This window comes from Butyricimonas sp. Marseille-P3923, assembly GCF_900184685.1.
Taxonomy (GTDB): Bacteria; Bacteroidota; Bacteroidia; order Bacteroidales; family Marinifilaceae; genus Butyricimonas; species Butyricimonas muris.
On the sequence record NZ_FXXL01000006.1, the window covers coordinates 865,148 to 881,195 of the forward strand.

The following is a 16,048-nucleotide window of genomic DNA, read 5'->3' on the forward strand; positions in this document are numbered from 1 at the left end:
ATGATGAAAAATATATTACTCATAGCATGTGTATTTATAGGTTTGAGTGCCTGTGATACGCAACAAGACGTGATTGATACGGGGGTAGCGTCTCCTTATTTTGAAGGAACGATTATGGATTTTCTCCGTGCGGATTCGTATAACTGGGAGTTAACCGTGAAGATGATCGAACGTGCCGGATTGACGGATCTTTTCGAGGGAAAAGATGAAAATATACCTGAAATCACTTTCTGGGGGGTGAAAAGTTATTCTATTCAACGTTATATTTGGGACCAACAGATTAAGAAAGGAAAGAATGTTCAGTCGGTAAATGATATCTCGGTGGAAGATTGCCGGGCATTTATTTTACGTTATGTTTCTAAGGGGAAATTATTGAAGAAAGATATTGCCTATCGAAATACGGAATATCAAATTAGTGATGAGCGACAAGAAGGGAAAACGACAGTGATTTGCCTTGCCGGTAATCGCTTTTATGCCTATTTGGAAACATCTCCTTATGGTGGCGTTGCTGATGGTGGTGCGGTGACGTTGAAGTTGTATTCTTCGGTGTACGGGAAAATCCCGATGGCAACACCTGACATACAACCCATGAATGGGGTTGTTCATGCCTTGAATTACGGGCACGCTTTTGGAGAAATTTAAACTGTTGAAAATTTGGGATTATGAAGACTGAAATTAGAATAGGATTAATAGCGTTATTTATTTGGCTGACAACGCTCGGGTGTCAGGATGTGACCGTGGGCTACCTTTCTCTTGATTATGCCAGTTATTCGGTGGATTCTATGGTAGTAAAAAAAGAACTGGATATTACGCCTCCCGTGGAGGTGCCCAATCCCACGTTTGATATGTTTGTAAACGTATTTGGGATGGATCCGGGGGAGGTTATTGGAATGGGAATATATCCGACGAACAAAATTGGGGGAGGTGAGGATTATACTCGGAATTTGTATGATATTCCTTGGACATCTACTCCAGTGGAAGGTGTGGACGGGACGGCACCGGTCGAGGTGTATATCAAGAATGTTACAACGGACATGGGAGATGTAGAGCTTTTATTGGCGGAGGTTACTCTCTTTTCCACGGGGGTGTTTAGCCTTCCGTTGCATAATAGTGTCCCGAAAGGGCGGTATAAAATATCTTTGACATTTTCGAACGAAGGTTATTCCAAGGATTTAGATGACTGTTTCACGATTATAGTGAAATAAATATAGTGTAGTGTGTTAAGAAGAGAGGTGCCCGGTGTCTTCGGGTGCCTCTTTCGTTTTGAATGAAGAATTCTGTCCTTGTCTATAGCGCGATTGAACGATTAATTTTTATCTTTGTATTATTAAATGGAAAATTGGATGAAATGGGTGTGTCCGATTCGGAAATATTAACTGCCTTTCAGAGGAATATGAATGAGGGCGGGAAATTGCTATTTCAACGCTATTATAAGCCGTTGGTGCTATTTTCCGGCTCGATGCTTGATGATTGCAGTTTTCCGGAGGATATCGTGCAGGAGGTATTTTACCAGTTTATCAAGAATAACGCTTACCGGCACTTGACTCCGGAGGCTTTGAGTACTTATTTGTTCCGGTGCGTGAAAAACGCTTGTTTGAACAGGATTCGGGACCAGAAGGAGTTCGCGCAAGCGGAATTATTGAAGTATGATGCCATCGAGGAGGAAGCGACGACCGTTTCTTTGGAATTGATCGAGGCTATTCGCCAAGCGATAGAGAGGTTGCCGCAAAAGACCCGAATGGTGGTCATGTCTATTGTCGTTGAAGGAAAAAAATACAAGGAAACAGCTGAAGAGTTGGGGGTGTCCGTGAATACCGTGAAGACGTTGTTAAGTGGTGGTTTGAAACAATTGCGGCAGCAATTCCCTAATTCGCTATTACTGTTTTTCATCTTGGAGAAAAATAATTTCTAAAAAAACTTTCAAAATTGATTCACCCATTTTTTGATTCTTGTGTTTGTCTTATAAAATAAGTAGACGAATACGACACGATGAATAAGGATGAAAAAGAAATGCGAATCCGGGAGTATCTTTCGGGAGAATTAAGCAAGGCGGAAGAACGGGAGTTCAACGAGTGGCTTGCCGGGGATATGGACGCTCAACGAATTTTCGCGGAACGGGTGAAAGAGTTTCATTTGGTCCGTTGGGCGAAACGGTGGGAAGCGATAGATAATGATGAGGCTCGAAAACAGGTTGTGGGGCGGGTGCGCCGCCATCGCTTGCGGGTAGGAATTGTAAGGTATGCCGCCGTGATTGCCGTGATTCTGGTTTCCGGGTTGACGGTTTGGAATTGGCAACAACGGTCGCCGGAACCCGCTGCTTTGACTGTCGTTTCTGTTCCCGCCGCAAACGTGCCGATACTGAAACTGGCTGATGGCAAGGAGATACCTATTTCTCCCCGAAACACGGAGATCATTCGTTCCACCCGGAGGGTAGATATTCAACTGGCTGACTCCGGGAGATTGGAGTACGTGGCGAAGTCGGATTCGATTGCCGGACAGGTGGAGTACAATACTCTTGTTGTACCCCGGGGATGCGAGTTTAATCTCGTCTTGGCTGACGGTAGCCGGGTGTGGCTGAATGCGGGAAGTTCGTTGAAGTATCCCGAAACTTTTTCAAATGGGGAACGAAGGGTTTACTTGAACGGGGAGGCCTATTTCGAGGTGGAGCATGATGCGGAGGCCCCTTTTATCGTGAACACGGAATCCATGGATTTGCGGGTACTCGGGACGAGTTTTAATATAAAGGCTTACGATGACGAAAGCATGGTGATTACCACTCTCGTCACCGGGAAGATCAGACAGGAATTTCCGGAAGTGGGTAAGGATATCACGTTGACGCCCTCACGTCAATCGATATTTGACCGTGTTTCCGGGAAATTAGAAACGAAACAAGCCGATGTCCGGGAAACCCTCGCTTGGAAAGAAGGCAAGATTATCGCTAACGACGAGCGTCTGGAAGATATTTTCCGGCAATTGTCCCGTTGGTATGATTTTAAAGTGGTGTACACTCGGCCCTCACTGAAAGATGTCCGCTTTTATCTTCATTCCAACCGGTACGCGGAGGTGAAAACGATATTGGAATATCTCCAGACAACGAAAGGGATTCGTTTCACTTACGCGGATAAGACGATTTACGTGAGTCAATAAAATAAGGAGATGCCCTCACATCCCCTTACCTGTTAGCCCCTCAGCTAACATCTGTATTAATTTAATAATAAGCTAAACAAAGTTATGGGAAAAAAACGAAAAATTCAACAAACGCTAAGAAAAATGAGGACATTTGCATTATTTATGCTTTTGGGATTCTGCACTTGTCACGCTACCATTCGCGGGCAAGAAGCGCGTATCGATTTGAAATTGTCCGATGTAACATTGAGTCAGGTGTTCAAGAATATAGAACGGTTGACCGATTACATGTTTATTTACAAGTCGGAAGATGTACAATCCATTCAGAAAGTGTCTGTGGACGTGCAGCAAACTATGGTACGGGATATTTTGGGTATGTGCTTGAAAAATACCGGTTTATCGTACACGTTTAAAGGGGACGTGATTGTTATCCAGAACTCGAAAGAGCCGGAAAAGAAAGAGCTCCGGATAGTGGGACGGGTGACGGATGATAAAAAAGAACCTTTGCCGGGAGTGACCGTCAGTGTCAAAGGATTGTCACTGGGCACGGCGACGGATGGTGACGGAAAGTACGTGTTAAAACTCCCGGAAATGGAAAAGTTGTCGCTGGTATTCTCTTTTGTCGGGATGAAAACACAAGAGATAAAATACTCGGGACAGGATACGATTAACGTGGTGATGCAAGAGGACGTGGGACAGATGGAGGAAGTCGTCGTGACGGGTTACCAACAGATTGACAAGCGTCATTTGACGAGTGCGGTTAATTCCGTGAGAATGGAGGATATTGATGTCCCGGGAGCCAACCGGATCGATATGATGTTGGAGGGACGTATTCCGGGATTGCTGGTCATGCAGAACACGGGACAAGTCGGGGCCGCACCTAAATTACGTATTCGCGGAACTTCTACTATTCTGGGAAGTCAGGAGCCGCTTTGGGTGGTGGACGGGATTATTCAGCAAGACCCGGTGAACGTGGATCCGGCACAGTTGAATGATCTGGATTTCGTGAACGTGTTGGGGAATGCTATTTCCGGGTTGAACCCGAATGATATCGAACGAATTGACGTGTTGAAAGATGCTTCGGCAACGGCTCTTTACGGTGCGAAAGCGGCAAATGGTGTAATCGTGATCACCACCAAAGTGGGTAAAGTGGGGGCTCCCACGGTCACTTATTCTATGGACGGAACGTTTACACAGCGTCCCCGTTATTCCGATAGAGGGTTCTACATGATGAATTCCAAGGAACGGATAGATGTTTCGAGAGAGTTGATGGAGATGGGTGTACGTTATTCGGGGGTGTATAACGGTACGGATAATTGGATTGGTTATGAAAAGGCGTATCTTGATCATTACAAGGATGGAGTAATCGGTTTCGATGAGTTTACCCGACAGGCGCGAAGGTATGAAACGATGAATACCGATTGGTTGAAGATTTTGACGAAAGATGTCTTTTCTCACAATCATTCTTTGAGTATAAGCGGGGGAACGGAAAATATCCGTTATTACGCGTCCTTCGGGTATGCCGACGAGAGGGGAAACGTGAGGGGAGAGGAAAATGAACGTTATTCTTCCAGCGTGAAACTCACGGCTATGTATGAAAAATTCACGGCTCAAATCGGGGTAAGCGGTAGCGTGACGAACAAGAAATATAACCCGGACGAGTTGAACGTGATGAGTTATGCTCATAGTATGAGCCGGGCTATCCCGCTTCGCGCAGAGGATGGCGAATTGTGGTATTATAAGAAGGATGCGAGTCAATATTCCAAGTTTAATATCGTGAGCGAGATGGACAATTCCAGTAGGGATATTAATCAGAATACCGTGAATTTGACGGGGCAAGTGCGTTACAATTTCACGAAAGATTTGAAGTTGATCGCCACGGGTTCTTACTCGTTCAGTAACACGAGAGAGGAACTCTGGTTTGGGGAAAATTCAAATAAAGTGACCGTGATGAGAGGAAATCAGGATATGCTTTCGTCTTGTCCTTTCGGGGGAGTTTTAACGGAAACGGATACCCGTAGTAACGCGTACACGTTACGCGCACAGGTAGATTATAGTAAATACTTGGGTGAATCCGGTAAGCATTTCGTGAACGCGATGGGCGGTTATGAACTTTCTTCTACCAAATACTATAAAGAATCGCAGGAATTGCGCGGATATTATAAAGACCGCGGTAAAACATTCCCGTCATTCTCTATCACGAGCCGCGACGCTTCGGATTTTGGGAAATATCAGACATATTACATGTGGTTGATTAATAATTACCCGACTTACACGGATCAGTTGACAAATATGATGTCCGGTTTGGTAACTTTGACTTACGGGTATGACGATCGTTATATTATTAACGTGAATGCCCGCGCAGACTGGTCGAATGCTTTCGGGAGCCGGAGCAACGAGAAGTTCTTTCCCGTGTGGTCGGTATCCGGGCGTTGGAATGTATCGAACGATATCCTGAAGGGTGTATCTTGGATAGAGAATCTGGCCGTGCGTTTGTCTTACGGGTTACAGGGAAATATCCTGAACACGCAGCCGTCTCGTTTGATCATCAAGAAGGGCGATTATGACGATGCGTTGGGCGGATATGTTTCCACGGTTGACAAGTTCCCGAATCCCAATTTGAAGTGGGAAAAGACTCATTCGTATAACGTGGGTGTGGATTTTAGTTTCTTGAGTGGAAAAATCACGGGTTCATTCGCCTATTTCTATAAAAAGACGAAGGATGCTTTTCTCGAGAAGAGAGTGGCAAGCCAGAACGGTTTGACCAGCTACGTGGTGAATGCCGGGAGCGTGGAAAATAAAGGTGTTGAATTGGCATTGAATTTTACCCCGATAAACAACGCGTTGTCCAGCAATGGGAAACGGGGTTTCGTGTGGCGTATCGATCCGCAATTGGGACAAACGTTGAACACGTTGATTAATAATAAGATTAATCAAAACAATAGTGTGTTGCAGGATGAAATCACGGTAACGGATTTATTGAACGGTAATGCTTATGTTGCCGGGACACCGTTGAATACGTTCTATTCTTATCGTTTTAACGGTTTGGATAACACGGGAAGACCTACTTTCAAGGGATTGGAAGATAGCCAAAGAGAAGAATTGGCAGAGAGATACACGGATATGGCGAAGGCAGATAAGAAGGACGTGTGGATGGCGGTATTGGGTGAATCGGGAACGCGGGTGCCCGAGTTGCAGGGAGGAATTAACAACTATTTCGCTTATCGCAATTTCAGTTTGTCGTTTAATCTGACGTATAGTATTGGAAATAAAGTACGCTTGTTCAAGCTTTGTTCCGGGCAGTACGGTGCCATTAATCCCACTCCACACAATAATTTGCGGAAAGAGTTCGTGAACCGGTGGAGATACCCGGGGGACGAGAAGCACACGAATATTCCGGGTATCCGTACGGGGTTGGTAGCCCAAGGGAATACGGCGGATGTGGATGCCGATTATGGCTGGTGGCGTAACTACGCGGCGTGGTCGCCCGCGGCAACGAGGAATACTTCCAAATATGAATTGTATGATTATTCCGATTTGCGTGTGGTGCGCGGCGATTACTTGCGGTTGCAATCGTTGAGTTTTCGTTACGTGTTTGACGAGAGTTTGATTAAGAAGTGTGGAATGTCGAGTGCTTATATCTCTTTATCGGCGACGAATTTGTTCACGATTTGCGATAAAAAGTTGAAAGGACAGAATCCGGAACAATCGGGTACAAGCGATCTGGTGAATATTTCCGTGCGTCCGACTTATTCTATTAGTTTGAATGTTAGTTTTTAAATGGAGAAGAGATGAAAAAAATACTATATTATCCCTTGGTTTTATTGCTTTTCTTGTGTTCCGCTTGTGGAAACTTTTTGGAAGAGTATTCTCAGAATTCCTCGTATGTCGAGTCGGTGGATGATTTGGAAGAGTTGTTGTTAGGCGAAGTCTACATGAGGCGGGATATAAACAAGGTTACTATTGACGGCTCGATGTTGTATTTGCATATTTTGGCGGATGAATCGCAAGAGATGCCTTTACCGAGTACTTCGTATAGTGTGTCGCCTAAAACATGGGAAGAAATGTTCGGTTTTTTTACATACGCGGAAAATCCTTTTGTAAATAGTACCGGAACGGCTCGTGTTGATAAGGATTGGGCTTTGTTATACAGACGTATATCCGTGATTAACTCTATTCTTGTCGCGGCTCCGGATTTCGTGAGTGATGACGAGGAGATCGAGGCGCAACGTTTGCGGGTGACAGGCGAGTGTTATTATTTGAGGGCATGGAACTATTTCATGTTGGCAAATTTATACGGGGCTGCCTATGACACACAAAACCCGAATGACGGGGCAAGCGTGACGTTGAAACTGGAGCCGGCCGTGGAGGATACTAAGTTCGGGAGAGCAAACACGGGACGGGTGTACGAGCAAATTGTTGAGGATTTGAAGTCGGCAATCGAGCTTTTGGAGAAAGGTTCCGTGGTAGATTCTAAGGTACACGTGACGGTGGCTGCCGCTAACGCCCTTTTGAGCCGGGTATATCTTTACATGGAGCAATATGAACTGGCAGTGAAGGCGGCTGATGCGGTGAAAGGTTATGGTTTGTATGACTTAGTGAATGCTTATACCCCCGGAAGTGGAAATACATTTTTGACCGATGCGCTGCCCGAGGTGATTTATGCCCAAGGGAATTACGGCATGAATTATATACATGCCGGTACGGGGGCTGTCAATGGAAGCACTCCGTTAACTTTTAGCCATTCTTATGTCGTGTCGGATGAATTGGAAAGGTTATTTGATGATAATGACGTGCGGTACAGTGCATTTTTTACTCGTTCTTATGGTGTCGAGCGTTTGGTTTGTCGTAAATATCATCCTTTGTTGCAAACGGCGGTGACGGAAACCGATCCGATAACCGGAGCGAAGGTTTCTCCCGTCACCTCCGGGCAGGATATGAATGAAATAGGTTCTATCCGTTATGCAGAGGTCGTTTTGAATAAGGCGGAAGCACAGGCTTGTGCCGGGGATGCCGGGGCAACGGAAACTATCCGTCAATTTCTGCAGACCCGTTATTACACGATTCCTGCAATTCCTGCTTCCAAAGGGGAGTTGATCGAGTTCATTCGTCAGGAACGTAACAAGGAACTTTGCTTCGAAGGACATCGTTGGTTCGATTTACGTCGTTATGCCGTGAACTCTGTTCACCCGCAGGCGATTTCCGTGAAACACGTGTGGCATACCGCAACGCAGACAGAGGCGACTGTCGCCGGAAGCTATACGTTGAAGGGGTACGATAACACGACTAAAGGAAGCTGGATGTTGCCGGTGCCGGAGGACGTGATTAATTATTGTTTCCCAGTGTTATCTAATTTCGATCGTTTGAGTGGTGTAACAAAGAATTAAAGAGTGTACAATGAAAAAGTTGATATTATTATACAGCATGATGTTATTCTTGTTCGGGGCATGTTCCGATGAGGATAACCTGACTCCTACCGAGATTAAAAATTGGTTCGAGATTGTTGAGAAGGAAAATATGGATGTCGTGGATCAAAAGATTTATGATATCTACAAAAAGTTTGGCGTTGGTATATTCTATAATGACACCTTGGGTATGGAAGACCGCGGACGTCGGGATTCCGTGGGGAATATCATTTATTATTACGAGGTACTGAATTTGAGTTTTGACATGACGGGTACTATGGGGTCTGTCATCTGGACTCCGGTGGATGCGAGTTCTTTGGAAAACAAGAAACAGCTATTGCCGTTATTGGATTTCTTGGATGCCACGCTGTTACCTTTCGCGAAGGAGTCTAATATCCGTATTCCTGCCGTCATGATCACGGAAACCTACCGTGTTGCCAATAATGATAAAAACGTGTACCGCGGGTTTAATTATCTGGGGATTTCTATGGCTAATTTTAGCGAGGACCCGGATGATAAAAGAACTTATTTGGCAGATTTTATCAGCCAGACTTCCGCCAGCAAGATAGAAAATTCGCTTGATGAGTACTATGCCATCGCGGAAGCCGAGTTCAAACATTTGACTCCTACCCCGTGGAATATACAATACACGGGTCATTCAAGGACATTATGTCCGGAATTTAGGGAGTTTGATGAGAAAACGTACTATCTTGAAACTTATGACGAAGATTATCCCACTTGGAAACAAGAGAAAGAAAAATACGATGCCATGATCGAGGAGGGAGAAGAGTTGACGGAGGAGGATGAGGCTGCTTATTCTACTGCTATATGGTGGGTGGAAACGTACGAGGATGCAAAAGCAAATGAAGAAGAGATTCGGGAGAATTATGATCTTTATTGTCCCGAAGCACACGGAATAATAGGATTGACGGGTTATTATATGGTACCGTCAAAAGAGGGAGATTTAGCCCTGTATATGTCAGCCGTGTTCGCTTATTCCGTGGAAGAATTTAAAGGACTTTATGCTAAATTCCCGTTAGTGGTTGAACGTTTTGTCCTGTTGAGGGAAATATTGGAGGAAGCCGGTTTTGACGTGGACGGAGTGAGAGAATCAATGTAGTGTGTTCAAAGAGGTATGAGTCAAAAATGAGATTTATTTTTTGACTCATCCTTTATCTCGGGAGGATGTATAAAACAACCTCTTGTGCTATTCGTGTGCTTGTAAATTAGTATTGTATGTAATATAAAGCAATTTGAAAATGTCAGATTCTATTGTAAAAGTGGAGAAATTGTATCACCGTTACACGACACAATGGGCGGTACAGGATTTAAGTTTTGAAATACGGAAACAGGGTGTATTGGGATTATTGGGAGCCAACGGGGCTGGAAAGTCTACCACGATGAATATCATGTGTGGCGTGTTGAACCAAACTTCCGGTAATATTTTTATAAACGGGATTAATTTGCGGGAGAACCCGATAGAGGCGAAAAAGTATATCGGTTTCTTGCCCCAGAAACCGCCCTTGAACCCGGATATGACGGTGGATGAATATTTACATTTTTGTGCTCATTTGAGGCGGATGGACGGGAAGAAAGTCCCGGGAGCCGTGGAAGCCGCCAAGGAACGATGCGGGATCACGCATTTTAGCCGTCGCCTGTTGAGAAATCTTTCGGGAGGATACCAGCAAAGGGTCGGGATAGCCCAAGCGATTATCCATAACCCGAAGATCGTGGTGTTTGATGAGCCCACGAACGGGTTGGACCCTTTACAGATCGTGGAAATCCGTAATCTGATAAAAGAGATTGCCACGGATCGGGCGGTCATCCTGTCCACGCATATTTTGCCGGAAGTGCAGGTCAGTTGTGATGATATTATTATGATCACGCAAGGGAAGTGTGTTTTTTCGGGTAGTATCGGAGAGTTTGATAATTATATAGAACCCAATTCTCTGGTGGTTTCCTTGGATGCCGCACCGACGATAGATGCTTTGTTGGCAATACCGGCTATTACTCATGTCGAGAAATTGACGGAAAGACGTTACCGTTTGTTTTTCTCGGATGCGACGGATATCGCGGATCACGTGGTACACGCCGCTGTTGCGGGGGATTGGAAACTGACGGAGATTAATCTGGAACGGGGATCTTTGGATGAGGTATTTGCCCAATTGTCCGGGAAAAGCCGGGTGAGTAAACTGTAAGGCGTATGAGAGTTATTTGGAAAATAGCGAAAGCGGAACTACAAACGCTTTTCTTCTCACCGTTGGCATGGCTAATGCTGGTGGTGTTCGGTATCATGGTGTTCGGAGCTTTTAATGATCGGTTTGATATGTTGGTTCGGACGCAGGAGTTGGGAGATTGGATTGGACACGCGACACGACAACTGTATATAGACCGGGAAGGAATTTACGCGTCCGTGTTGGAGATACTGTATTTCTTTTTCCCTTTGTTGACGATGGGATTGATTAGTCGGGAACTGGGAAGCGGTAGTATAAAGTTACTGGATTCCTCCCCGGTAAGTACCTTTCAAGTGGTGCTGGGGAAATACCTGTCGATGTGTATATTTTCACTGTTAATGGTGGCTATATTATTTATTCCCGTCGTGTTGGGTATTTTTACGGTAGAGCATCTGGAGATGAAAGCTATCTTCACCGGGTTGTTGGGGATGTATCTGTTGATGTGTACGTATTCGGCGATCGGGCTTTATATGTCGTCCCTCTCCACCTACCCGATCGTGGCGGCAGTGGGAACGTTGGGAGTGCTTGCCGTTTTGAATCTGGTCGGGAGCGTGTGGCAGGAGTATGATTTCATGCGGGATATCACGTATTGGCTTTCTATCGGTAGCCGTATCGTGAGTTTTCTGGCCGGAATTATCGCCAGTGCCGACGTGATCTACTATTTGTTGATTATCTGTTTCTGTCTGGTATTAACATGGTTGAAATTGCGTTTTAAGAAGTTGACATGGCCGTATTGGAAACGGGGTGTTGTTTATGCGGGGCTTGTCGTGGTTGTATTGGCATTGGGATACATGTCTTCCCGCCCGAAGATGAGATTCTATGCCGATGGAACCGAAGATAAGCGGAACACGCTTTCGGAAGCCAGTCAAAAGGTGATGAATAATATAGAGGGCAAAGTGAAAGTCACTACTTACGTGAACGTGTTGCATAAAAACAGTGCTTTTATGATGCCGATTTCGATAAATGCGGATAAAGCCCGTTTTGAACAATATATGCGCTTTCACCCGGAAATGGAATTGGAATACGTTTATTATTACGGGAACACGAGATTCCCGAGTCAGGCGGCAAATGTATACGGGAATGCCGGGAATATATCAATGGATTCTCTTGCAAGATATATCTGCCGGATAAACAGGTTGAGCGAAGAAATACTTTTGTCCCCGGAAGAGGTGAGTAAGCTGAGTCCTATAGATTTGGCTCAGGAGGATTATCCTGTAATAAAAGTGATTGAAGTTGCGGGAAAAGGGATTAGACCGTTGCGCTTGTTCGAGGATATGCAGGTGTTGCCCTCGGAGGCGGAGATTTCCGCGGCGTTTAAAGGAATGAGTACGGAGTTGCCTTTGGTTACGTTTTTGGCGGGACGTGGCTCTCAAGATATAACCTCTCGCCTGCGGACGGGATATGACGGAATATTTAAAACGCATTATATCAGAGGGTCTTTGATTAATCAAGGTTTCCGGGTGGAGGAGGTGTCCGTCCGGGAGGGGCGGCTACCGGAAAATACATCGGTATTGGTTATCGTTAATCCTTTGGAATCTTATAGTGACGAAGAATTGAAGATGGTACACGAGTATATCGCTGGCGGGGGAAATCTTTTGTTGCTGGGCGATGCCGGGAATGAAAAGATCATGAACAGAATAGCGGCGCCCTTGGGGATTACTTTTACAGAAGGGTATTTGGTTGAGCCTCATGGTGATAATAGTGAAACACTTCCCCATATTGCCGTGTGTGAAGTGCAGGATGATGCTTTTAAAATTAACCCGAATTTCAGGGCGTGGAGGAAAGATCATATTCTGTTGCCCTTGAAAATGACGACAACCATTCGAGTAGATGAGTCCGGTGACACGGGATTTGAATTTCTACCGATGTTTACTTCGGCTCCTAACAGTTGGATAAAACGAGAAAAAGTGAATCTGCTGGAGGGAGAATTGAAACCCGACACGTCAAAAGGAGAGATACAGGCTCCCCGCGTGACGGTAGCCGCTCTGAGGCGTATGGTCGGAAATAAGGAGCAACGGGTACTGGTTACGGGGGATGCCGAATGGTTATCGAATATCGGCTTGTCTACCCAATACCCCGGTATCGATATAAATCCTTCCGGGTTGGCGATGACGGGAATGAGTTGGTTGGTTTACGAGGAAGCGCCGATAATACCTAAGCGGGGTTATGTTGCCGATTCGAGAATAAATTACCGGGATGTACATTTGGAGTGGATTTATTACCTGTACGTGTGGTTGTTGCCTCTGCTCATGGTGTTATTGGGTTTCATGTTGTATTATCGTCGTAACAAACAATAGATTTTTATGAAACAAGTTTATTATATAATGAAGGCAGAACTTCAGTCCCTGTTCTATTCTCCGGTCGCGTGGCTGATTCTGGTCGTTTTTTCAGTACAATGTGCCGTTTCTTTTTGCGATACGCTTGACCTCGTGACCAAAGCGACGGCGGAAGGGATGCAATTGCCCGGTCTGACTCGTTGGTTTTTCAACCGGGACTGGCAGGGGTTAGGTGTTTTTAAAGCCGGAATGCGTTACTTGTACATCTTTTTTCCCCTGTTGACCATGGGATTGATTAGTCGGGAAATAGCCAACGGTTCAATCAAACTGCTGGATTCATCTCCGGTAAGCGCGGTACAGGTTGTGATGGGCAAATTTTTGTCTATGCTCGTGTACTCGTTCATTTTGATTGCCGTGTTAATGATTTTCGTGATTTTTGGAATTTTCTCGATAGATAATTTCAGTTTCCCGGTGATTCTGGTGATGTTGTTGGGAATGATATTGACGATGGCAACTTATTCTGCTATCGGTCTGTTCATGTCTTCTTTGACCTGCTATTCGGTGGTGGCGGCAATCGGTTCTTTCGTGGTATTCTTCGTGTTGGAACGTGTCGGGAGTTTCGGGCAGAGTTGGGATGGAGTTCGGGATATCACTTCGTGGTTATCCCTCGCCGGACGAACAGATGCTTTCCTGAACGGTTTGTTCGTGAGCCAGAACGTGATCTATTTTCTGGGGATAACGACCCTTTTCGTGAGTTTTACAATATTGAAATTGTGGCTGTCCCATTTCCATTATAGTTTGTGGAGGCAGAGTGCTTGTTATCTCGGAATACTGGTGGCAATCGTGGGTATAGGATGGGTCACTTCGTTGCCTTCGCTGCGTTTCTACCGGGATGTGACGGAAAACGAGGCGAATACGATAGCCCCGGAAAGTCAGGCAATCTTAAAAGCATTGAAAGACAAGGGAAAATTAACGATCACCACTTACGTGAATTTGATGGATCGTTATCGCAATATCGGGTTGCCTGCTTCTATCACGAAAGATAAAGCCGGTTTTGATAAATATGTCCGTTTTAAGCCGGATATCGAGTTTAAGTACGTGTACTATTACGCACCGACAGATTTGCCTCATAATATACAGAGAATGAAGCCGAATCTGACTTTCGAGGAAACGGCGAGGGAAATCGCCCGTTTGAGCCGGGTAAATTTCAATATCTTTATGAACAAGGAAGAGATTGACCGGGTGGTTGATCTTGCCCCGGAACACTATCGTTTCGTGCGTTTCTTTGAACTGGAGGACGGCACTAGAAGCGTGTTACGTATTTACGATGATATACCCCCTTTGCCGGAAGAGAAAGAATATATGGTCGCTTTTAAACGCTTGTTGGGTGGTATGCCTGTTATCGGGGTGGTTGCCGGACACGGGGAACGTTCCATCTGGGACGGTAGCAATCGGGGGTATGAACGGGTGTCATCCAGTGTCTTTAATCGTTATTCATGGATAAACCAAGGGATGGACACGAGGGAGGTGACTTTGGATAATGACGTTCCGGATGATGTGCGGGTTTTGTTGATTGCCGATCCTAAAACGAATTACCCAGAGGAGGAGTTGGAACGGTTGGATAAATACATAGCCGGGGGAGGGAATTTGATTCTTATGGTCGAACCGGAAAGCCATGCGGAGACTCATCCCCTGTTGGAGCGTTTCGGTGTTGAATTGATGCCGGGATGTCTGGCTCAGAAACCTAATATCGAACTGGCGAATGTCGTGGAAACCTGTATAACGGATAAGGCATTTCGCTTTTTTGATGCCCGGCAGTTCTCGTGGGGAAAAATCGTCGTGGCTATGAATGGGGTAGCGGGTTTGCAATGGAATGAGAACAAGGGATATTCCGTGACTCCTTTTATGGAAACTTTTCCGAATGCATGGAATAAGGTCGGTAAAGTGGATTGGATTCTGGGACCTGTCGAGGCTGACCCGAAACAGGGTGAACACGTGGGAACTTATGCAACGGCATTGGCATTAACCCGAATGGTCGGGGGAAAAGAACAACGAATTTTTATTTCGGGGGATGCCGATTGGCTCGATAACCGGGAACTTCAACCGGGAGGGCGCCAAGGATTCAGAAGTCATTCTCCCGCCAGATTGAACGATATGCTTAGCGGGTGGATAACCGATGGGGTGGCTCCATTGAAACTTAGCCGCTTGCCGGAAACGGATACTTCCGTTTCTGTTTCACAGGCAGGAGCCGTGTGGGCACGCTGGTGTCTGGTATGGGGTGGTCCGTTGCTACTTGTTGCTATCGGGTGTTTTGTCTGCATTCGAAGGAACCGTTTTTAAAATATAAACATCAGTTGCATGAAGGCGATAGGTCATAACGTTGCCGGCTTTTGTCCGGAAGGGTGACCTTTCGCTTTCTCTTTTGGCGGGAGGTATAGGAAAAGCTAAGAGTAGTTTTCAAAAAGCAGGAGCAGGATAAGTAAATAATGTTTGCCGAGGATTTTCCGTAGTGATTTATAGGCGTTTTTCTTTAGGGTTTTTACCGAATTGACAGAAATACCAAGGGTTTCGGCTATTTCGTTGTTATTTTTGCCTTCGAGGCTGACGAGAATGACTTCCCGTGTTTGCGAGGGAAGTTGGTCGATGGCGGCACGTAGGATGCGTAGAGTTTCTTGATAGGTGACCTCTTCGAGGTAAAACTGTTCTTCTGCTTCCTCTTCTTCGGTTTTTATGATTTGGGCGTATTGAAATTCTATCTTTCTGTGTTTCAGGTGATCTAAACAAAGATTACGTGTGGTGATGTAAACAAAAGATTTTGCTTTCTCCATGGCGTCGAAGTCTGCACGCTTCTCATATAATCTGATAAAAGCATCTTGGGCGATATCCCGGGCAATGGCTTCATCTTCCGTGTATTTTCGGGCAAATTGAAATACCGGTTCAAAATATTCTTGGAAGAAGAACTTGAAATTGTTACTATTAGTCAACATTTTTATCCACCACTCGTGTT

The 16,048-nt window shown here is 45.4% G+C and carries 11 protein-coding genes; 10 read left to right on the forward strand and 1 reads right to left on the reverse strand.

The genetic code is table 11. The annotated features are described in order from the left end of the window. Nucleotides 1-3: 3 nt before the first annotated feature. From CS948_RS09395 to CS948_RS09440, 10 genes are all read left to right on the forward strand, one after another. Nucleotides 4-642: a hypothetical protein gene (locus CS948_RS09395; protein ID WP_255301937.1), complete on the forward strand. Its 639-nt coding sequence runs from the start codon at nt 4-6 to the stop codon at nt 640-642. Between the two features lie 20 nt (nt 643-662). Then, nucleotides 663-1,205 carry a hypothetical protein gene (locus CS948_RS09400; RefSeq protein WP_099291424.1) on the forward strand — a complete coding sequence of 181 codons (543 nt, stop codon included), beginning with the start codon at nt 663-665 and terminating at the stop codon, nt 1,203-1,205. Nucleotides 1,206-1,393: 188 nt separating this feature from the next. Next, nucleotides 1,394-1,912, forward strand: coding sequence for an RNA polymerase sigma factor (locus tag CS948_RS09405; protein ID WP_255301938.1), 519 nt, complete (start codon nt 1,394-1,396; stop codon nt 1,910-1,912). A gap of 77 nt (nt 1,913-1,989) precedes the next feature. Continuing rightward, nucleotides 1,990-3,147, forward strand: a complete 1,158-nt coding sequence (locus tag CS948_RS09410; protein ID WP_099291426.1) for a FecR domain-containing protein — start codon at nt 1,990-1,992, stop codon at nt 3,145-3,147. 123 nt (nt 3,148-3,270) lie between these two features. Beyond that, nucleotides 3,271-6,906: a SusC/RagA family TonB-linked outer membrane protein gene (locus CS948_RS09415; protein WP_255301939.1), complete on the forward strand. Its 3,636-nt coding sequence runs from the start codon at nt 3,271-3,273 to the stop codon at nt 6,904-6,906. Nucleotides 6,907-6,917: 11 nt separating this feature from the next. Beyond that, on the forward strand, nt 6,918-8,513 hold the full coding sequence (locus CS948_RS09420; RefSeq protein ID WP_099291428.1) for a RagB/SusD family nutrient uptake outer membrane protein: 1,596 nt from the start codon (nt 6,918-6,920) through the stop codon (nt 8,511-8,513). A gap of 10 nt (nt 8,514-8,523) precedes the next feature. Next, complete coding sequence (locus CS948_RS09425; protein ID WP_141560918.1) at nt 8,524-9,651, forward strand: hypothetical protein; 1,128 nt, start codon at nt 8,524-8,526, stop codon at nt 9,649-9,651. Nucleotides 9,652-9,790: 139 nt separating this feature from the next. After that, entirely contained in the window at nt 9,791-10,729 is a 939-nt protein-coding gene (locus CS948_RS09430) for an ABC transporter ATP-binding protein (protein WP_099291430.1), read from the forward strand. A gap of 5 nt (nt 10,730-10,734) precedes the next feature. Next, the gene (locus CS948_RS09435; protein WP_099291431.1) at nt 10,735-13,062 is read left to right on the forward strand and encodes a Gldg family protein; all 2,328 of its coding nucleotides are present in this window, start codon (nt 10,735-10,737) and stop codon (nt 13,060-13,062) included. A gap of 6 nt (nt 13,063-13,068) precedes the next feature. Then, nucleotides 13,069-15,381 carry a Gldg family protein gene (locus CS948_RS09440; RefSeq protein WP_099291432.1) on the forward strand — a complete coding sequence of 771 codons (2,313 nt, stop codon included), beginning with the start codon at nt 13,069-13,071 and terminating at the stop codon, nt 15,379-15,381. Nucleotides 15,382-15,485: 104 nt separating this feature from the next. Here the strand turns inward: CS948_RS09440 and CS948_RS09445 are convergent, their stop codons facing one another. Beyond that, on the reverse strand, nt 15,486-16,028 hold the full coding sequence (locus CS948_RS09445) for an RNA polymerase sigma factor (protein ID WP_099291433.1): 543 nt from the start codon (nt 16,026-16,028) through the stop codon (nt 15,486-15,488). Nucleotides 16,029-16,048: the final 20 nt, after the last annotated feature.